We start from the raw sequence: 20,678 nt of genomic DNA, 5'->3' as shown, positions 1-20,678 counted from the left end.
TTGTCATAGTAATAGTTGTAACCATACATTCAGGACGCACGGGTATCGTGCCCAGTGGGGGGTTTAAGTCAGCATGACTAACAAGGTAGATGAACTTTTCCGGAATGTAAAATCGCTTCCCACACTCCCAATAGTAGTTCAGAAGATATTCGCATCTATCAACGACCCCAAGATAGGCGCAAGGCAGCTCGCGCAGATCATCACGAGCGACCAGACCCTTACGGCCAGAGTACTGAAGCTGGTAAATTCGTCGTTTTTCGGTCTGAGAGGCAAGGTCCAGAACATACATCACGCTGTAACGATGCTCGGATTCTCAACGATCAGGCAGATCTGTCTCGGAGCTTCGATCTGCGGCAAGTTCCAGCATGTAAAAGGGACTACCGATTTCTCAGGCCCCGGCTTCTGGGAACATTCGATCGGCGCTGCCGTAATAGCGAAAGAGATATGCAAGAATGCCGTCAAGATAGAGGGGGACATCTGCTACACGCTGGGGCTTATCCATGATATAGGAAAACTTCTCCTGGTCGAGCATCATACCGACAAATTCATGGATGCCATACTGAGGGCCAAACGTGAAAGCAAACCCCTCGAACAGATAGAAGTCGAGATCTTCGGTGTCGATCACGCCGAGATAGGAAACTGGCTTTTCAGAAAATGGAACTTTCCCCGCGATTCGAGAAGAGCAGTAAAAAACCATCATTCAGCAAGAATAGAGATGATATCACCGGTCTCACCCGATGCTCTAACCGGGATCGTATTCTTTGCCAACCAGGTAGCCCACCATCTGAATCTGGGAGCAAGCGGCGATACGAACATCGTGCTTGACGAGGAGAACTTCAGGAAGTTCTTTGGAATATCATTCGCAGACGTCAATCTGGACACGCCCCGCATCCGCGAAGAAGTAGCTATTTCACTGGAGGTCCTTGGAGCTGTCCAGGGAACACCCGCCTGAAAAAAACAGGGACTCGTCAGACCCTGTGCCTGTCGATGTACTCATGAGCTCTCGTTGTTATCTCCGGCGGGATCCCGAACTCCCTTTCGATCCTCGAATAAAGTTCCTGCCCGATATTCTCACTGATCTTCCTGTCGCCCTGCCTGTACCTGAGATGATGGTCCTTTACGTATAGATGGCCCTTATCCGTCAGTTTGGTCAACTGGAGGGAATTCATCATGGAAAGAGAGAACGACTCCTGCCAGTACTTCAGGAAGAGTTGAATGCTGACTGGACTGGTCCTGACCCTGTATCTCCATTTTCTCTCGCTTCCGGTAACGGTATAGAGATCGCAGGAGGCACTTCCCCCGGGCCTGAGCTCTACCTTCCCGAAGCTCGTATCGATAAGTAAGGGAGAACCTGTAAGTTCCAAAGGCTCGCCAAGCAGGTACCCTGGATCTGCGATGAATCTCTGCTCGTCGATATGGACGATCAGGGCACAGTGAACATTGGCTCTTTTCATATCGGCCATGACCGGATAACACCTGAAACCGGAGTCGTCCAGTATCGACCCAAGACACCATGTGAGCGAAAAACAGGTGCCGCCGGTACTATTCTCTATAAAGCCATCGATGACCTGCTCCGGGGACCTCATCCTCCGGGAAGGATCGTCGATCGAGAATTTCGATATGATCTTCGTCAGATTCTCGTACGGTAACCTCGTGAAATCAGACACGATGACCCGCAGCATCTCCCGATCCGGATCTCCCGGGGAAATGGAAAATCTTTCAAAGAACTGTGTCTTCGCGTTGCCGTTTTCTTTCCGCAATCCCTTTTCCTTCAGCTCCCTGTTCCACATTTTCTTTCCGCGACATCAATAAATAACAGGAACTCCTCTATCCACGCAACCCGAGACTTTTCCCCCGGGAATTATTCAGAGACCGGACCACCTTTCACATCCATTGCCGGCCTGCTGAGTTCATCTGTGTCCGGCGCCGAGTCGGGTTGACAATTTGACCTCGTTTCGTTTATATTTATCGTCCGGCTCAGAGTAGGGAAATCATGTGTTACTGGCCGGGCAGGAGAGAAAGATACAAATCGATCGGTTGTACCACGGCACCAAACCAGGAGGCTCGTCTTGTCAGAAAATGTGACCTTCAAGAATCTTGATTTCGGCCCGAGGCGTGGCTATTACGCGGAGATCGGACCGGAAAACCTCTTTTACGAGGCTCCGGAAGAGACAATCAAGATGTTCGACGATTACGATCTTATCTACAGGACCCTTTGCGGGATCCTGTACAACTTCGTGCCCAAATCGGGGCATCCAGGCGGATCGATATCCTCCGGCAAGATCGTCGAAAGCCTCCTCTTTCATACGATGGACTACAGGATATCGGACCCCGAATGCATCGAGGCCGATATTCTTTCGTACGCTGCCGGCCACAAGGCGATGGGCCTCTACGCCATGTGGGCGCTCAGGAACGAAGCGGCAAAGGTAAGCAACCCGGAACTGCTTCCTGGCGAAGACAGACAGTTGCGCCTGGAAGACCTTCTCGGCTTCCGCAGAAATCCCACACAGGAAACTCCGCTTTTCAATAAATTCAAGGCAAAATCTCTCGACGGACATCCCTCGCCTCATACTCCGTTCGTCAAGCTGTCCACGGGGGCATCGGGAGTGGGCGTGACGACCAGTCTCGGCCTGGGATTCGGCGCGATGGATACTTTCGGCAAGAACGCACCTTTCGTTCATCTTATCGAGGGCGAAGGTGGAATGACCCCTGGACGCGTCTCGGAGGGTCTGGCCACGGCAGGGTCGGCACAACTCTGGAACGTCATGCTGCACATAGACTGGAACCAGTCGTCGATCGACTCGGACAAGGTCTGCCGCGATGGTGAGACTCCTGGTGATTACGTGCAGTGGACCCCCGCCGAATTCTGCTACCTGCACGACTGGAACGTCATCCTCGTAGAGAACGGAAAAGATATCAGCCAGGTCCTCGCCGCCCAGGAATTCGCCATGAAGAACCTCAACGAGCAGCCCACGGCGATTGTCTACAGAACGATCAAGGGATGGCAGTACGGTATCGAGGGTAGAAAATCCCACGGCGCTGGCCACGATTTCTGCTCACTGGAGTATTTCGATACCCTGAAACCTCTGGAAGAACGCTTCGGCGTGAAATTCCCCGCCTTCGATTGCGCGGATAAATCGCCGGATTCTATCGAAAAGGCTTTCTACGATGCGTTGATGACTATCAGAAACGTATTCGAGGACAACAAAGAACTGGCCGCCTTTTTCGCGGACACCCTGGCCGGCAGCGAGAAGCGCCTGACCGACCTGGGCAGGAAAAAGCGCGATGGCGCGGGAAACATCGAGGCAATTTACGATGCTTCGATCAAAGCCGAAGAGATCCCGGCCGAATGTACCTACGAGGTAGGCGGATCTCAGACGCTGCGAGCCGCGCTTGGCGACACGCTCAACTATCTTAACAAGAAATCGAATGGCGCGATCCTGGCTGCCTCGGCAGACCTTCTCGGATCGACTTCGATCAGTAAAGTGGGCAACGGCTTCGCCGAAGGCTTCTACAACGCCATATCGAATCCAGGTTCGAGAATACTGCTGACCGGCGGGATCTGCGAAGACTGTATGGGCGGAGTGATGGCAGGTATCTCCACCTATGGGCAGCAGATCGGCGCAGGCTCCTCTTACGGAGCATTCATCGCCGCGCTTCAGCACATCACCGCGCGCCTCCACGGAATCGGGCAGCAGGCAAAGAAAGAGTATTGTGGCGATCCATACAACCCGTTCTTCATCGTCTGCGCTCACGCAGGATTGAAGACAGGTGAAGACGGCCCCACACATGCCGATCCACAGGCTCTTCAGCTTCTCGAGGAGAACTTCCCGAAGGGGATAATGGTCACCCTGACCCCATGGGATCCACAGGAACTGTATCCCCTGGTAATAGCCGCTCTCAAGCAGCGTCCGGCGGTCATCGCCCCGTTCGTCACAAGGCCGAACGAGAAGATCTTCGACCGCGAGGCACTTGGAATGCCGCCCGCGACAGCCGCCGCGAAAGGCGTCTACGCGATGCGCAAAGCCGACCCTGACAAGAAACCTTATCACGGCACGCTTGTCCTGCAGGGATCAGGCATAACAAACACCTTCGTCGAGGAAGTCCTTCCGAAGATGGATGAAGCGGGGCTGAACATGAACATCTTCTACGTGGCCAGCGCGGAGCTCTTCTCCATGCTTCCGGAAAAGGAACAGGAAGCGATCTACCCGGAGAAGCTGGCCTGCGAGGCGATGGGGCTGACCGGCCTGACGATGCCGACTCTCTACCACTGGGTCACATCGAAGGCGGGCAGGGAACATTCGGTGGACGCGTTCGGCAAGGGACATTTCCTGGGCAGTGGACAGGCTCACAAGGTCCTTGAGGAAGCCGGGCTTCATGGCGCCGGACAGTGGGAATCCGTCAAAAAATACGCCGATTACATGGAGAAGAAAAAAGGTGGTTGTTGCTGCTGATAAAAGAAGCAGCCATCAACCGATAGACAGCAAAAGGGGCCGGAATCGTTTCCGGCCCCTTCAATATTTCGATAACCCTCTCTGCCCACTTTGACCCCTGGCTGATGATCAGGTACACACACTCTTGAACAGGGTGAGCAGGTTGCCACTCATCACCTTTTCCGTCTCTCCAGCAGAATACCCACGGGTACGCATCACCCGGGCTATCGACTGCATCTTCGAAATATCTTCGAGGCCCTGAGGCATCATCGGCGTACCATCGTAATCGGACCCTATCCCCACGTGGCCGACCCCTGCCAGCTCTATCGCGTGCTCGATATGGTCGACGACCACATCCACACCGGGCACCTCTATCGCATTTATTTCAGGCATGTATTTAATCTGAAGTTCCTTATCAGCCCTGATGACATCCCCCTCGTACTTCACTGCCAGAACGCTGCGTTCCCTTTTGTACTCGTCCCACAGGGCGAATGTCTCCCTGCTGCATTCAGTCTCGAGAAAACCGGGAAAGAAGTTGATCCCCACGACGCCACCATTCCCGGCGAGAGCCCGCAACATATCGTCGGTCATGTTTCTCGGATGATCGCATATCGCCCTCATACATGAATGGGAGACGAGTACCGGGTTGGCGCTCGTTTCCAGCACATCAAAGAAAGTACGGTCAGAAGAGTGTGAAAGATCGATGACCATCCCCATCGAGTCCATCTCGCCTGTAACCTCCCGCCCGAAATCACTCAGGCCACCGTGACGGGGCTCTCCATCACAGGCATCGGCGATCTCGTTATGGTTGTTCCAGGTCAGCGTCATACATCTGACCCCTTCAGAATACAGGCTCTGCAGTGCCTTCATTTCAGAGCCGATCGCGTGCCCCCCCTCCACACCTGTTACCGCGGCGATCCTTCCCTCCCCGATAAGCTCTTCGATCTCGAGTCCGGAAAGGGCTGTCCCGATGCTGTCGCTGTTCGCTTCTACAGCCGCACGAAGTCTCTTTATCATCTTTATCGTTGTGATATTCCATTTTTCGGCGGGGATATCGGGATCGACCCAACAGGCGAATACCTGTGCTCCGACCCCGCCTTCTATCATCCTTGGAATATCGACATGGCCTTTTTCCAGCTCTTTTCCCAGGTCAATGGTGTCGTCAGCCATCAATTTCGTCGCCGTATCGCAATGCCCGTCAAAGACGGGTGTCTTTTCCTCAAACATGAGAACGCCCCCTGCAATTATGGTTTATCTGATGAGATAGTAATACAGGAGGTGCAATATTTCAGCTGATTATTTGGTGTTATTCTCTGCCGCGACGAAAGCTCGCCTGTCTCCCGGACTCATGCGCAACGGGAAGACACACGGAGCCACGGATCTCTACTGGACGATCTTCGCGGAGGTCGCCGCGTCACCGTATATGTAGAGTGCGTATGGAAGCAGGTTCTCTTTGCTTCTGACCGCATAATCCATTACCGTCGGCCCATTGAACTTGATGTCCACGCTGTTACTCGGATTAAAGGACCATCCCCCCTGGTTTGCGGCTGTGGTCCCTCCGATATAATCGAGATCCTCGATGACTCTGCCACCGTAGAACTGCAACCATACCGTGTTAAGCGTCGCGGGATAGTCCCCCTCCACTGCCATATATGACGTCAGGGCTATCTGTATATTCTTTATATTTGCCAGGGTGACTGCTACTTCTGCTGCCTTCTTGGACCGGAAATAATTCGAGACGACTATGGTCGTAAGAAAGCCGATGATCTCCACTACGATGAAAAGCTCCAGAAGAGTAAAGCCGGCAATCCCCAGTCGGCGCCAGAACGTTCTTTTACCGCTCCTTCGCCACGTTGCAATACCGTATATCAGTTCGCGTAAATATCGCAACATGCACTCCTTCAACGCTGAAAGACTCAAAGTCCAGGTTCAGGAAGCATTTTCTGCAAGAAATATGACAAAAAAGAGGAGGGAAGCATCACTCCCCCCCTCCAGGTGGTTCGAATCATAAAAGGGCAGATACCAGAACGGCACCGCTTCCACTCTCTCGACCTCGGGGATCCTCTCCTTGAGGACCTTTTCGACGCCGAATGTAAGAGTCATCTGGGACATCGGGCATCCCGCGCAACTACCCTTCAATCTTACCTTTACAACGCCTCCCTCAAGACCGACCAATTCGATGTCGCCACCGTCAGCCTGGAGATTAGGCCTTACTTCCTCAAGTACTTCCTTTACCTTTTCGATATCCAGCATTTCCATCCTCCGTTCATGTTTCAGGTCTCTTTTTCAGCCCGGAGCTTACATCTCCGAGCCGATCCATGGAACCGATATTGCCCCCTGTTATTCCAACTTATAATTCAATTATCCGGTTTTCAAGTACTTTCATCGCAGGTCAGGCCGATCGGACTCCGAAATGGCTTGTCAGTCTTCGCGTCTTTCCCTATTTTTGATACTGAAGTGAGCCAGCATGATCCACTGACGATGGCTTGACTTTTGCTCATAATTCCTCCTGGAAGAAGTGGGAGGAGCAACACCTGAGGAGATACTCATACAATGAAAAATTCGCCAGTTGACTCACGGAAGATAATAATTCTTGCCCTGGCCGCCTTGACCCTTCTCTCGACGAGTGTTGTCGGCGAGGTCAGGGAGGAAAGCCAGGAAGACAGGATTGCCCGGATCAACAAAGAGATAGCCGAGAAAGGCCAGCACTGGACTGCGGGAAAAACCGGGATCGGCAGCCTTTCTTACGATGAAAGACGTGCGATGATGGGGCTTCGCCCCATGTCCGATGCGGAATGGTCGAGTCTCCCAAGGGTCGAGCTGACTGTCAGCGCTGCTTTACCTGAATCGTACGACTGGCGCGGGCTGAACGGCGTGTCGCCTGCCAAGAACCAGGGAAGCTGCGGTTCCTGCTGGGCTTTCGCGACGATCGGGCAGCTTGAATCATTTGCCCTGATCTACGACCAGCGCCTTCTGGACCTGTCGGAACAGGCCATCATGGCTTGTAACGGCGCCGATCAGGGATGTAACGGGGGATTTCTCTCAACAGCCTACGATGTCTTTTACAACTACGGCGCGGTCGATGAATCATGCATGCCTTACGAGGCGAGAGACGGCGTAACTTGCGATATGTATTCCTGCGAGGTCCTGGCAACGATAGACGGCTACTACTCGGTAAGTCCGACCGTGGACCAGATCAAACAGGCGATCTACGATTACGGCCCGGTCGCCTGCGGGATGTTCGCCCACGACAATCTCAGCAACTATATCTCAGGTTGCTACAGCGCGGATTATCCTGACGGTCCCAACCACGGAGTGCTTCTCATAGGCTGGGATGACAGCGCCTGTGGCGGCGATGGCGCCTGGATAATGAAAAACAGCTGGGGCGAGGGCTGGGGCTACGACGGCATCGGGTACATCCAGTACAATGTCTGCAGCATCGGTGTTTTTCCTTACTACATCGACTATCATGAAAGCACTGTCCTGGTCCACGTCGACACACCCGATGGTGGAGAAGAGCTTTCGATCGGTGAAGAATTCGATATTACATGGTCGATATCCCGGCAGACTCCAGATTCCATATCGGTCCTTCTCAGCCTGAACAGCGGCATGAGCTACGACTCCATAATCGTAAATGGACTTTCCGGAACTTCCGAGAATTACCTCTGGACGGTTCCCGAGCTTCCAGTAACGACCGCCAGGATAAAGGTGATCGCCTACTACGAGAATACCACAGGCGGCTACGACTTCAGTGACGCCGACTTCAGAATTATCGGCCCTCCATACAGATACGTCTCTCCGACTGGCGGAAATGTCTATCCATACACTCTTCCCAGATGGGCCGCCACCTCTATACAGGTAGCAGCCGATGTGGCGGACCCGGGCGACACGATCATGGTAGAGGGCAATCATACCTACACTGCCGGAGTGACGGTAACGACACCTCTATGGCTTCTCGGAGGATGGGATTCCGATTATTCCGTCAGGGACCCGGAGACAAACTCTACTACGATCTCATCTGTAGGTTCTCCCATCTCGTTCATGAACACCCTGTTCGTCAACTGCGGAGTCGACGGATTCATCCTCATAAACGGCACAGGGCGCTCGGCTCAGCTGCCGGAAACTGGAGCTTACGGCGGAGGGATATTCTCCTACAGGGCCTCTCCCGTTATCAGGAATAACATAATCCGGAACTGTGGCTACACGAGCGTGTCCGCATTCAGTGGCGGAGGAGCAATAGCCTGCCACGATGGAACGGTGACCATAGAAAACAACATCATCGAGGACAACCGCGCACAGTGTGGCGGAGGCATCTACCTCTACGACGTTACCGCCACGATCACTGGAAACACGATCACCGGCTCTACCTGTCACGCCGAATATACAGGCACAAAGGACGGTGGGGGGATCTATGTTCTCTATTCGACCGCTACCCTTTCCGACAATATGATCGGGACCAATACCGGCTTCAGGTCCGGCGGAGGGATCTACGGCAGGTTCAGCACGATCGTAATGTCAGGAGACACGGTCTCCGCAAACACGGCATCTTTCGGCGGCGCCGGGATATACACGGAACGATCGGGACTGGACATCGCGCACGGTGTGATAGTCGAAAACATTTCGACAAGCCAGGCCGGCGGACTCTTTGTCAGGTGGGGGCATCTGGATATCCAGAACACGATCATAGCACTCAACGAATCGAGCTCTATCGGCGGCGGCATCTACGCGGACAGTTGCTGGGGCAGTATCGTTAACAACACGGTCGACGACAACTCGGCGACATTCGCCGGCGGGAATGTGTTCCTCAATTCGATGGAAGCTACAGAATTTATCAACAACCTCGTGACATTCGGACAGGGATACGGATTCCAGGCAAGCAGCCTCGATAACATCAGTTTTTCATATAATAATGTTTACGGGAACACACCTGCCGAGTACCTGATCGTAACTCCGGACTCGACCAATAGCAGCCGTGCCCCGCATTATGCCGACGCGGTGACTTTGGACTACCATCCTGGCATGCATTCAGGAGCGATCGACACGGGAGACCCGACCGGACCTGCGGACCCGGACGGTTCGCGAGCCGACCAGGGAGCCTTCGGCGGCGCAACGGCACATTTCACCGCTCCGGACTACATCACGGGGCTGACGGCTACCGTGATCCCATCAACCACAACGCCCGATTCTATCAGGCTGGACTGGGATGCATGTACTTCAGAATTTGACCAGTACGTGATATACGCTTCGTGGCATGATGGATTCCTCCCGGCAGATTCCTGCAGCTACTTACCGAACCCGACGACAGAGTCTTATATATACATGCCTTACTCCGGCTGTCACTTCTTCCGCGTAGCGGCAGTCAACAGCTCCGGTTACTCTGGTGGTTTTTCGAACCAGGCAGGGGCCTGTATCGGCGCCGACGGTATCTCTCCCGAGGTGACCGTCGTCTATCCGAACGGCGGAGAATTCATCGAAACAGGCGATACCGTGTACGTCTCATGGATCGCGACTGACAATGTCGGTATAGATTCGCTGAGTATCTGGTTCTCGGTAAACGCCGGCACCGATTATTCTCTGTTATCCGGTGGAGAGGCGAACGATTCGACCTTTATGTGGATAGCCCCGGTGGCGACCTCTGATTCCTGCCTTATAAAGATCGTTGCTTACGACGCGGCGCTGAACGAAGGTGAAGACTCGAGTAACGACTTATTCAGCGTCAAGGATCTGACCGATGTCGAGGACGACGAAGATCAGCCGGATATCCCGGTATTGGCAACCTCGCTCGAACAGAACTATCCGAACCCGTTCAACGGACATACGACGCTCGCATATACAGTCGCCGAGAAATGCGCTGTGGAAATGCGGATCTTCGATACGGCAGGAAGACAGATCCGCACGCTCGAAAACAGGGATCGCGCTCCCGGCAGACACATCGTTACATGGAACGGAAAGGACGATGCCGGCAGGCCTGTCACCTCCGGCGTGTACTTTTGCAGGATAAAGGCTGGTAAATTCAGGCAGACGAGGAAGATCATCTATCTGAGATAATATGAGCGGACAGTCCCATAATAATCACAGCCACGACCTGGGTGAAGCAAGGAAGATCACCTGGTACGGGATGGGTGTGAACGCGGCACTCATCATCCTGAAGCTCGGCGGAGGAACTATCGGTCGAAGTCGAGCGCTCCTCGCCGACGGCGTCCATTCGATATCAGATTTTATTTCCGACATAGTAGTGCTTATCGGACTTCACTTCTTCGGAAAGGAAAAAGACGAGTCCCATCCCTACGGCCATGGAAAGATCGAGACACTTACCTCGATCGGTGTCGGGCTTCTTCTTCTTTTCGCCGCTTACAAAATCGGATATGGAGCGACCATATCGATATATCGCCATGAAACGAACATCCCCGGTGGATTCACAATCATCATCGCCGCGCTCTCTGTCATCTCCAAGGAGATCCTCTATCAGGCGACCATCAGAACGGGCCGGAAGATAGGTAGCGAAACGATGATTGCCAATGCATGGCATCACCGATCCGACGCACTTTCATCCATCGTGACTCTCGTGGGTATCTCCCTGGCTGTCTACGTGCCAAAATTTGCCATACTTGATTCTTTCGCGGCTCTTCTCGTATCGTTCTTCATTGCAAAAGTAGCCTTCGACATTTTGAAAGGCAGCGTCAGGAAGATCGTCGACACCTCACCATCGAGGGAATTCATCGACGGAGTGGTCGAAACCACTTCCGCCGTGGAAGGTGTCGAGGAGTGCCATGATGTCATGGCAAGATATTACGCTGACAAGATAAGGATGGAGATTCATATCGAGGTAGATCCGGAAATGACTGTCAGCCGTTCACATCTCATCATCGACAACGTCGTTGCCCGGATCACTTCTCAATACCCGAAGGTTGAAAAGATCCTCGTGCATGTCGACCCGCACAGGCCTGGAGAGAATTCGGGTAAGAACGATTTTCCCGGTGATGATATTGAAATCCAGGACAAAATAGATTAGTATTCCGACTGTGCTGATGGACAGGCTGAGCCTCGATAGACGAAAGGAAAATGTGCGTAAGGTCGAATTCTTCAGACACAGTATTGGCGAAGAAGAGATAGAGAGAGTCGGCTCGGTGCTGAGGACCCTGTTCATAACTACGGGGTCGGAAGTCGCCGAGTTCGAGGAATCTCTCGCTTCATACCTGGATCTTCCATTTACGGTAGCTGTCACGAGTTGCACTGGAGCGATGCAGCTTGCCCTTCTTGCCGGTGGGATCGGCCCCGGCGACGAAGTGATCACGACCCCACTGACATTCATAGGCTCGGCAAACGCAATCCTGATGGCCGGCGGCACACCGGTGCTTGTCGATGTTGACCCGGCAACCGGCAATATCGCCCCTGATACCGTTGAAGAAGCGGTCACCGCGAAGACCCGCGGTATATTGCCAGTTCACCTCTATGGCCAGATGTGCGACATGTCCTCCCTGCGCGATATAGCGGACATGCACGGCCTGGTCATCGTCGAGGACGCGGCACACTCTCTCGAAGCGGAATGGATGGAAAAGAAACCTGGCCATTACAGCGATTACGCCTGCTTCAGTTTCTACGCCACAAAAAACATCACATCAGGAGAAGGTGGCGCCATTTCGGTGAAAGACCCCGAAAGGAACGAACATCTCCGTCAATTGAGGCTCCACGGATTCGACCGTACGGCGATGGAACGTTATACCGACCATTTCGAACAATACGATGTGAAGATGCTCGGCTGGAAATACAACATGGACAATATCCACGCGGCCATACTCGTCGAGCAGATGAAAAAGGTAGAATCATTTCTCGAACGCCGCAGGGAGATCTACCGGATATATGAGGAAGCTTTTACAAAGATGGACGGAGTCGAACTTCACTCGATCAGGCCCGAAGCGACACATGCATGCCACATTATCACCCTCCTTGTCGATGCGACAAGGCGCGGCGAGATCATGACAGAGATGCAGAAACGGGGCGTCGGGATGTCGATAAACTTCCACCCCCTTCACCTTATGACATACTATCGCGAACGATTCGGTTACCGGGAGGGAATGTTCCCCGTTGCAGAGAGCATCGGGTCGCGCACGATCACTATCCCATTCTACCCGAAGCTGACTGACGACGAGATCGGGTATGTCATCGAGACACTGGACGATGTGATCAACGGTCGATAAACAGGTCTCGCGGGGGGGGAGATGCCATCAGTCTCAATACTCGCAGAACCGGTCATCCCAACTTATTTTTCCCCTATTCGCCATCAAGTGTCTCCCGAACCTTCCTGGCCAGATCCTGCGGTGTATACGGCTTCTGCAGGAAATGTACCCCATCATCCAGGACTCCGTGGCGAGCGATCACATTGGCCGTATAGCCGGACATGAACAGACACTTTAATCCAGGGTTAAGGGACAGTAGGGTCCTGGCAAGGTCCTGCCCGTTCATCTCGGGCATAATCACGTCGGTTAAGAGCAGATGGACTTTGTCGGCACGCTTTCCGGCCAGGCGGATGGCCTCGCTCGGGACGGAGGTGGCCAGTACGGAGTACCCGTATCGCTCCAGCATTCCTGTGGTCATTTTCAGTATCGCCGCCTCATCCTCGACCAGCAGGATGGTCTCGTTACCCAGGGCAACCTGGTCCGAAAGAATTTCATCCTCTATCTTTACGTCCTCGACCCTGTTCCGGGGCAAGTAGATCTTGAAAACCGCGCCCAGGTCAGGCTCGCTGTACACATTAATGAACCCGTTGTTCTGCTTGACGATGCCGTAGACCATCGCCAGCCCCAGTCCGGTGCCTTTTTCCATATCTTTTAAGGTGAAAAATGGCTCGAAAATATTGTCCATTATTTCCTTGTCTATGCCGCACCCATTATCGCTTACTGCAAGCATGACATACTCGCCTGGAACAAAACCCGGATGCTCGGCGCAATAGGACTTATCTATTGTACTATTATTTGTTTCGATGGTGACCTTGCCCACACCTTCGATGGCATCTCTCGCGTTGACGCACAGGTTGGCAAGTAGATGATCGATCTGCGATGGATCCACTTTGACCGGCCACACATCCTTCCCCGGCAGCCAGGCAAGATCGATATCCTCACCGATCAACCGCCTCAACATCTTGAGCATCCCTTCCACAGTCTCGTTAATATCCAGGACACTTGGAGTGATAGTCTCCTTGCGGGCAAAGGCCAGCAGTTTTCGGGTAAGGTCCGCGGAGCGCCGGGCAGCCGAACGTATTGCCTGCATGTCCTCAAAGAGCGGCTGTTGTGAGTCCATCTGTTCCAGGACCAACTCCACATGGCCGAGAATCACACTCAGCATGTTGTTGAAGTCATGGGCTACACCACCAGCCAGCCGTCCGACGGATTCCATTTTCTGAGCCTGGCGCAATTGATCTTCCAACTTCAATCTTTCGGTGAGATCGATAACGATTCCCTCGAAATGTGTGATCACTCCTCCGGAATCTCTGCGGATATATGTCGCATCCGAAACCCATTTAGTTTCTCCATTTTTCGTAATGATCCTGTACGGTTCATGAACGAATGTCTGCACCTCCACATTTGCCTCGTTGCTCATGACTTCGCTGGCAACTCTTTCACGATCATCCATATGGATCATTTCCCCGTAAGAAGCTTTTCCTTCCGTGAACTCCCGCGCTGAATAGCCAGTCAATTTATCCACATTTTCCGACGCAAACACAACTGGCCAGCCTGACACATTCTTCCATAGAAACGCAACCACCGGACTACGATTTATTATATTGTACGCCTCGGACAATTCTGCTTCAGCCTTCTTGCGCTCACTGACATCCCTGGCAATCGCGCAATTGATCTCCGTCCCCCCGAATTCGATTAAGTTAACCGATATATCGACCGGGAAGATGCTCCCATCTTTTCTTCGATGATTGGTGTGGAGAACGAACGATTTGCGTTCTTTCAGATCAGCCCAATGTTCCGGCCATACTTCTTTCGGAAATTCGGGACCTATATCATGTACGGTCATTGTGAGCAATTCTTCTTTTGAGTACCCCAAAGCCTCGACCGCCGCAGAATTCACATAGATGAATTTTGCATCTGCTCCCATCCAGTAAACTGCATCCATTAAATTATCAACGGAGGCCTGCGTGAGTCGTAACGCCTTTTCTTTCTGTTTTCGCTCTGTGATGTTAATGCTTCTGCCCTGAAAACCTATGACCTGTCCCGTTCTATCCTGCAGCAAGTTAGCGGTAAGCTCGACATCTATTATTGTGCCATCCTTTCGGATCTGCCGGACCTCGACCATGCTTTGTCGGATCTCTCCTTCTTTATATATGACAATTAATTCATTAGCCGCTCTCTCAAGCGCTGGCATATCCTCCGACACTGTAAAATCCGTGGGATTCCTGCCTAAGAATTCCTGGGGTGTGTATCCCAGGAAGTCGAATACAGCATTGCTGATAAAGGTTATATTGAATTCAAGGTCTGTGGTCCAGATCGTATCCAGCGTGTTGGTGGACAGGAGTCGATATTTCATCTCGCTCTCCCGCAACGCGTCCGCTACCTGTTTGCGCTCGGTAATATCGTTCATCGCAATGACAGAGATCTCACCCAGGGGCATCATATTAAACTCAACATGGCGCACCGAACTATCTTTGCATGTGATATCCCATTCCTGAGTTTCGATCTGAGTCCCTTTTTCAGCTGCCTCAGCGATTGCTTTTTCCCATGATCGTCGTACAAGCAGACGATAATCTTCGTCGGGGTAGGCAGCGATCCACCATTGCTCGGCGGTCGATATATCATCCATAGTGTGGCCATAGGTCTTGATAAATTTATCGTTGAAATATTCAACATTGCCTATGGAATCAGTGATAACCATAGGAATAGGGGATTGTGAAGTGATTTTCTCGAAACGCTCTTTACTCTCTCGAAGCTTTTCCTCTGCTTCTTTGCGCTCAGTGATATCCTGAATGACTGCGATAAACCATTTTGGCTGGCCTGCTTCGTCTCGCACCAGAGAGACTGTCAGATGAACCCACACTGGTTCACCGTTTTTGTGGATGTATCGTTTTTCCAAAACATCTGTTTTGCTTTTTCCGGACAACAGATCACCCGCCCGGTCGACGTCGACATCGAGATCGTCCGGATGGGTAATATTCTGATATTTCAGTTGGAGTATCTCATCTCGTGAGTATCCCACAATATCGCAGAATTTCTGGTTGATGCGCAAAAATCGCCCTTCAGGTGACACATGAGTGATTCCGACTGCTGCCTGCTCAAAGGTTGCCCGAAACCGCTCTTCGCTTTCCCTCAGCGCCTCCTGTACCTTTATACCTCTGGTCTCATTCTCTTCCAACTCAGCAACGCGCTGATGCATCTCCTTTAATTCTACACTAAGCTGATCTTTTGTTTTTTTCTGGTCTTTCATATTACCCTGGATCTTCCATCAACCACACAAGCGCGTCATCCACCGAATCGAAAACACTGACTTGAGCTCCCCGATTGATTGCCACGGTCACAAGAAATCTCAGGTCTCGATCCGTCTCAGGTGAAGTGGCAAGTGCAAACTTCATCCCTCGAAGCAATTCGGCCAGTTGTGATCCAAATTCGAAGACGCGAGGGGTAGAAGGGAGTGAAGTTTCTCTGGTAGCATCGACAAGCACCCTGGTCAGACCCTGTTCCTGTCGAATCTTGAATACCGTCTCAAGTGATTTTTTCAGGTCCTCGGCGTTCACATCACCATACGAGTCAACCTGAATGATCTGGAGGTCTTCACGAATCGTGACTTTCTCTGCCATAGCAAGCCCTCTTGAGCCGAATGATCAGCCTCAGCACACGTCAGCATGAGTCACAATTGTAATACAAAAAAGTGCTTTGTTACAAATACTTACTTTAATTCATGCCGGACGCGGATGACAGCAGAATGAATAATCTGTGTTCCGGATTCCTGCGACACTGCTTTATCGCAACCTGATTATCTTATATGTCCCATTTCCTGCGTCGGCTTGTGGCACTTCGATCGAAGAGGATCTTAATAACCTCTCGATTTCTTCTGTGCTTTCCCGGGATACGACAATATATTCGATATCGCTTTTTAAGAGCTTCTTTAATGCTGATATGTTTTCAGGGTCCGGGTAATATCGCTCTTGACCTGCCACTAAATACCAGGGCAGCCGATTATAGACATAGACATTTTCATAATCATAGAACGCCTGGTGTGTAGCATAATCAGTGAGAATAAAAGTACTGTATTTATCAGTCGACTCTCGCAAATCATGAATGACTTCGCTTGCAGTATATTTTTCAATAGTTATGTCACGCCGAAGAAATATCGCGTTTACAGATACGAACATAATTGTAGCGATGACCAGACAGCCAATTATAATTTGTTTAATTCTTCGCTTCCTCATCAGCTCCCATACCAGAAATGTGAGCAATAAGGCACAGATAAAATAAAGGTTATATTTTGGGTAGGTGACAAGTGATAAGGTCGCATATTTTATGCCGTCCAGAGGGTTGCCTGTAAATCTATGTAAATTGGGCTTAAAGTATTGAAACCCTAGTGGGGCAAATACCAGGACATAAGTGATGAGCTGAAGAAAACCTCGAGAGACTTTCTCTTCTATGGCTTTTCGCCATAACAGGAGCAACGCGAGGAGAGAAAAAGCAGCAACAGCCAGGACAAATAGAGTAACTCGCAGGTTCAGAACTGCATTAAACGAATATCCTGTCCAGATAAAATACATAAGCGAGAGAACAAGCCATATAAACCACGATGATATCAACCCTGTAGCATGGGATCTCCTGCTTTGTCTATCCTTGCAGCCAGCGATAGCAAACAATATCACGATGAGTCCAAAGACCAGTCCTTCTTCCCGCGCAATGAACATGAGATTAAAAAATACCAGCTTTTCCCATAATGGACGTCTCAGGTATACGGACAGCATTGAAAGCAGGAACAATGGCGCCAACAAGACATAGGGTCTCAGGTCATATGCTACCACCTCGACCGTGGAAGGAAAAACAACGTATAAGCCAGAAAGTATCACCATGAAATACCTGTCCAGCCCGGTGTCCATTGGATGAAATCGTGCAAGGTATAAAAGTGGAGAGAAATAGATTATTGCGATAAACAAAAAGAGTAATAACGGACTCTTGAAGAATCTATATATGATCGCGTATACATATTTCACCGGCTCCAGGTGAATTGCTTTATGAAAGCTATCCTCGCCCTCTGTTCCGGAAAATCTCAAAATATTATAACCATTTGGATTCAGGGAATATCGGTCCGCAAGGTCCGGATCCAGCAGTTTTGAGGAAAATTGCATATACAGGGCATAATCTCTCGTATGAAAACTCAATGACTGAATTTTATAAAAAGAAAATGTTGATGATACAATAACCCCAACAAAAAAAATAAAGAGGATACCAAGTCTCGTGTTTTTTGTATTCATCAACAATTTCTATAATTCGAGTCGATCAAAGACCTTTTTAGTGATCTCCGTCTCCACTTTTCCAGTATGAGCAATACCTTCGGGTTCAAACAATACAAGCTTGACGTGGCCTCGCGGAACAACACGATGCTCAACACCTTTTGGGACTATATAGAATTCGCCAGCCTGTAAAGTTATGTTTTCATCTTTTAACATTACCTCAAGTGTTCCTTCTACCACCAGAAACATTTCATCTTCATCATCGTGCGTGTGCCAGGGAACCTTGTCGCCTTCACAACGGACAAGCATGACATGCTGTCCATTTAACTTTCCAACGATCTTGGGGGAAAATGTATCATTAAACATCTCAAAACATTCTTCAATATTTACTGCTTTTGCCATTTATTCCTCTTTATCTTCTGAAGACAGGTGCAATGTGCCGTATTTATCCCCGTTGAACGCACCAACCACAAAACCTGCAAGCAGCAGAATTAACATAATGGGTTGGTAGGGAGTCACTTTCATGAATAATATGCTGAGAAGAAATGCCAGGATCACCGGATGCCATATCGCCAGCCGCCCGGTTTTATCAATTGACAGTGGAGAATTGCATTGAACGCAGTAGATAGTTGCCAGACGGATGAACTTGATCACTTCCCCACGGCCAAGCCGTTTGCCGCATTGTGGACAGGCGAGGCTCATGTCAGTTTCCTTTCATGAAGGAAGGGAGGAATCAGATCATATTTAACACGATAACCAGAGCAGTGGCTATTATTATTGCCACGATCCAATACCAGGTCGTGCAGATCTTTTTGCCTTTATGCTTCTTTAATACAGCACTATAGATCGTCGCCAGAAATGGCGGTATCGCCATCTGCAGGTATCCTATCGGTTCCGCCGACACTCGCTTGGATGCATACGCCAGGAATAATATGCTGAGCCCCGTTACCAGCGCAATCTGGATATGAGGGGATTTGATCGATTCTATTAATTTTGACATTCAGACATCCTTGATCAATATTGCGAGCCATACAGGTGACAAGCAGATTTATGTTAATTCCGGTGACATTGCCATTACACATCAAAATAGATTTTATTTCAATTATTTGTCCCCGCACAGCGTCAATCGATGGAATCTAAAGACTAAAGTTATAAGTGATTCCCAACAGGATCTACTCCATGGCTTTTTCGAGTGCTTTGATTTTTTTCATCAATATTTCGTTTTCTGATTTTAGGTCCTTTACAGCCTCGATAAGGACAGCTGTCAATTTGCTGTAATCGACTGATTTATACCCATCTTCAGCCGTGGCTACCAGCTCTGGAAGGACCCGCTCTACTTCCTGTGCGATCAAACCGATTTGCTCCTTACCCGCTTGAGCCCCTTTTGATTCAGCTGCTTCGTTCCACTCGAATGATATACCCTGCAGATTCATTACCGCTTCCAGAGCATTTTCGAGCGGCTTGATGTTGGTCTTCAACCGTTCGTCGGATGTCTCGTGGAGCGCGACGCATTGGATATCACCGGTAACATCCAGCTTATAGGAGGGAGTATTCGTACCCAATCCGATGCTGCCGGATTGCTTGATGCACAATGAATAATTCGGCGCGGCTGCCTCGACAAAGAATGGTCTGGTGCCGGCAGTCTCATCTCTTAAAGCAAAATTACCACTCCAGTCTGATTGAAGGAACCAGTTCGCGTATGGACTCCCGCTAACTGTGTTCGCTTTTATTCGAAACCCGACATTCTTATCATACGTAGGGCCGGGATGCTCTACACAGATCTCGGTATCACCAGCTTTCATGACATGAAGCAGGCAGTCCGGGCTGGTGGTGCCGATACCGACTTTACCGTCATTATCCACAAACACGGCACCTGCAACGCTGCCGTCAGCTGAATCCAGGTGATCAAGATCACTATCATTCACAAATCGGCTATCATATGCACTGCCGGAGCTGTAATCAGAGGTAAGACTTAGCATATCCGCTGAGGCAGCGATGCCTGTTCCAACAAGTATATTCAATGATACTTCCCCCGAAGTTCCTCCTCCTACCAGTCCGTTTCCGGCGTTGACCGCTGTGATGTCTCCACTGCCGCTACCCCCTGCTTGCCAAGTACCGATACCACTGGCATCGGAAGTAAGTACGTAACCGTTACTTGCACCTGTCGGCAATTTGAATCCCGTCATCTCAGCTGTTCCTGCCACATCCAGGCGAGAAGCCGGGTTGTTTTCGCCGATTCCTATATTGCCCGCAGAATCTATGAAAAACCTCTGCGCTGTCAGGCCATCTGAGATGATAAACTTACCACTGGTATCTTCAACCAACACTCGCCACGGATTTGCATAGGTTGAGTTATCCAGAAGTAATGTCGGTGCGGAACCACTTTTTAAATATATGTCTGCATTGGTCGGAGAATATATTTCCAGTGTGTGCGTTTGGCTGGTAGTACCAATTCCCACTTTTCCGTTGTTGTTTACATATAAAGCGTTGGGCACGCTGCCGTCAGCTGAATCCAGGTGATCGAGATCACTATCATTCACAAATCGGCTATCATATGCACTGCCGGAGCTGTAATCAGAGGTAAGACTTAGCATATCCGCTGAGGCAGCGATGCCTGTTCCAACAAGTATATTCAATGATACTTCCCCCGAAGTTCCTCCTCCTACCAGTCCGTTTCCGGCGTTGACCGCTGTGATGTCTCCACTGCCGCTACCCCCTGCTTGCCAAGTACCGATACCACTGGCATCGGAAGTAAGTACGTAACCGTTACTTGCACCTGTCGGCAATTTGAATCCCGTCATCTCAGCTGTTCC

The 20,678-nt window shown here is 50.8% G+C and carries 16 protein-coding genes; 5 read left to right on the top strand and 11 right to left on the bottom strand.

What is annotated here, in order from left to right; genetic code table 11:
- The first annotated feature begins 73 nt into the window (after positions 1 to 73).
- The gene (locus KOO63_09720; GenBank protein ID MBU8922083.1) at positions 74 to 952 is read left to right on the top strand and encodes an HDOD domain-containing protein; all 879 of its coding nucleotides are present in this window, start codon (positions 74 to 76) and stop codon (positions 950 to 952) included.
- A gap of 16 nt (positions 953 to 968) precedes the next feature.
- Here KOO63_09720 and KOO63_09715 read toward each other — a convergent pair whose 3' ends face one another.
- The gene (locus KOO63_09715; GenBank protein MBU8922082.1) at positions 969 to 1,790 is read right to left on the bottom strand and encodes an arylamine N-acetyltransferase; all 822 of its coding nucleotides are present in this window, start codon (positions 1,788 to 1,790) and stop codon (positions 969 to 971) included.
- A gap of 279 nt (positions 1,791 to 2,069) precedes the next feature.
- Here KOO63_09715 and KOO63_09710 point away from each other — a divergent pair, with 279 nt between their 5' ends.
- Positions 2,070 to 4,454 carry a hypothetical protein gene (locus KOO63_09710; protein ID MBU8922081.1) on the top strand — a complete coding sequence of 795 codons (2,385 nt, stop codon included), beginning with the start codon at positions 2,070 to 2,072 and terminating at the stop codon, positions 4,452 to 4,454.
- Positions 4,455 to 4,562: 108 nt separating this feature from the next.
- Here the strand turns inward: KOO63_09710 and KOO63_09705 are convergent, their stop codons facing one another.
- The 3 genes from KOO63_09705 to KOO63_09695 all read right to left on the bottom strand — a co-directional run bounded on the left by KOO63_09705 (position 4,563) and on the right by KOO63_09695 (position 6,692).
- Entirely contained in the window at positions 4,563 to 5,660 is a 1,098-nt protein-coding gene (locus KOO63_09705; GenBank protein ID MBU8922080.1) for a dipeptidase, read from the bottom strand.
- A 156-nt stretch (positions 5,661 to 5,816) separates the two neighbouring features.
- Positions 5,817 to 6,326, bottom strand: coding sequence for a hypothetical protein (locus KOO63_09700; GenBank protein MBU8922079.1), 510 nt, complete (start codon positions 6,324 to 6,326; stop codon positions 5,817 to 5,819).
- 36 nt (positions 6,327 to 6,362) lie between these two features.
- Entirely contained in the window at positions 6,363 to 6,692 is a 330-nt protein-coding gene (locus tag KOO63_09695; GenBank protein MBU8922078.1) for a NifU family protein, read from the bottom strand.
- 294 nt (positions 6,693 to 6,986) lie between these two features.
- Between KOO63_09695 and KOO63_09690 the strand changes: the two genes are divergently transcribed.
- The 3 genes from KOO63_09690 to KOO63_09680 are packed head-to-tail and all read left to right on the top strand — an operon-like array spanning position 6,987 to position 12,631.
- A complete protein-coding gene (locus KOO63_09690; protein ID MBU8922077.1) occupies positions 6,987 to 10,481 on the top strand; it encodes a T9SS type A sorting domain-containing protein in 3,495 nt (1,164 codons plus the stop codon).
- Position 10,482: 1 nt separating this feature from the next.
- Positions 10,483 to 11,445 (top strand): cation diffusion facilitator family transporter, encoded by a 963-nt coding sequence (locus KOO63_09685; GenBank protein ID MBU8922076.1) that lies wholly within the window; start codon positions 10,483 to 10,485, stop codon positions 11,443 to 11,445.
- A gap of 16 nt (positions 11,446 to 11,461) precedes the next feature.
- Positions 11,462 to 12,631, top strand: a complete 1,170-nt coding sequence (locus KOO63_09680) for a DegT/DnrJ/EryC1/StrS aminotransferase family protein (protein ID MBU8922075.1) — start codon at positions 11,462 to 11,464, stop codon at positions 12,629 to 12,631.
- 73 nt (positions 12,632 to 12,704) lie between these two features.
- Here KOO63_09680 and KOO63_09675 read toward each other — a convergent pair whose 3' ends face one another.
- The 7 genes from KOO63_09675 to KOO63_09645 all read right to left on the bottom strand — a co-directional run.
- Positions 12,705 to 15,860: a PAS domain S-box protein gene (locus KOO63_09675; protein ID MBU8922074.1), complete on the bottom strand. Its 3,156-nt coding sequence runs from the start codon at positions 15,858 to 15,860 to the stop codon at positions 12,705 to 12,707.
- Position 15,861: 1 nt separating this feature from the next.
- Positions 15,862 to 16,230, bottom strand: coding sequence for a hypothetical protein (locus KOO63_09670; protein ID MBU8922073.1), 369 nt, complete (start codon positions 16,228 to 16,230; stop codon positions 15,862 to 15,864).
- A gap of 162 nt (positions 16,231 to 16,392) precedes the next feature.
- A complete protein-coding gene (locus KOO63_09665) occupies positions 16,393 to 17,685 on the bottom strand; it encodes a DUF2079 domain-containing protein (GenBank protein MBU8922072.1) in 1,293 nt (430 codons plus the stop codon).
- Between the two features lie 210 nt (positions 17,686 to 17,895).
- Entirely contained in the window at positions 17,896 to 18,267 is a 372-nt protein-coding gene (locus KOO63_09660; protein ID MBU8922071.1) for a cupin domain-containing protein, read from the bottom strand.
- The gene (locus tag KOO63_09655; GenBank protein ID MBU8922070.1) at positions 18,268 to 18,567 is read right to left on the bottom strand and encodes a hypothetical protein; all 300 of its coding nucleotides are present in this window, start codon (positions 18,565 to 18,567) and stop codon (positions 18,268 to 18,270) included.
- A 31-nt stretch (positions 18,568 to 18,598) separates the two neighbouring features.
- Positions 18,599 to 18,865, bottom strand: coding sequence for a hypothetical protein (locus tag KOO63_09650; protein MBU8922069.1), 267 nt, complete (start codon positions 18,863 to 18,865; stop codon positions 18,599 to 18,601).
- Between the two features lie 172 nt (positions 18,866 to 19,037).
- A partial coding sequence (locus KOO63_09645) for a tail fiber domain-containing protein (GenBank protein ID MBU8922068.1) occupies positions 19,038 to 20,678 on the bottom strand: 1,641 nt, incomplete at its 5' end.

Source organism: Candidatus Latescibacterota bacterium (genome assembly GCA_019038625.1).
Taxonomy (GTDB): domain Bacteria; phylum Krumholzibacteriota; class Krumholzibacteriia; order Krumholzibacteriales; family Krumholzibacteriaceae; genus JAGLYV01.
This window is presented reverse-complemented; position numbering and strand designations above follow the sequence as displayed.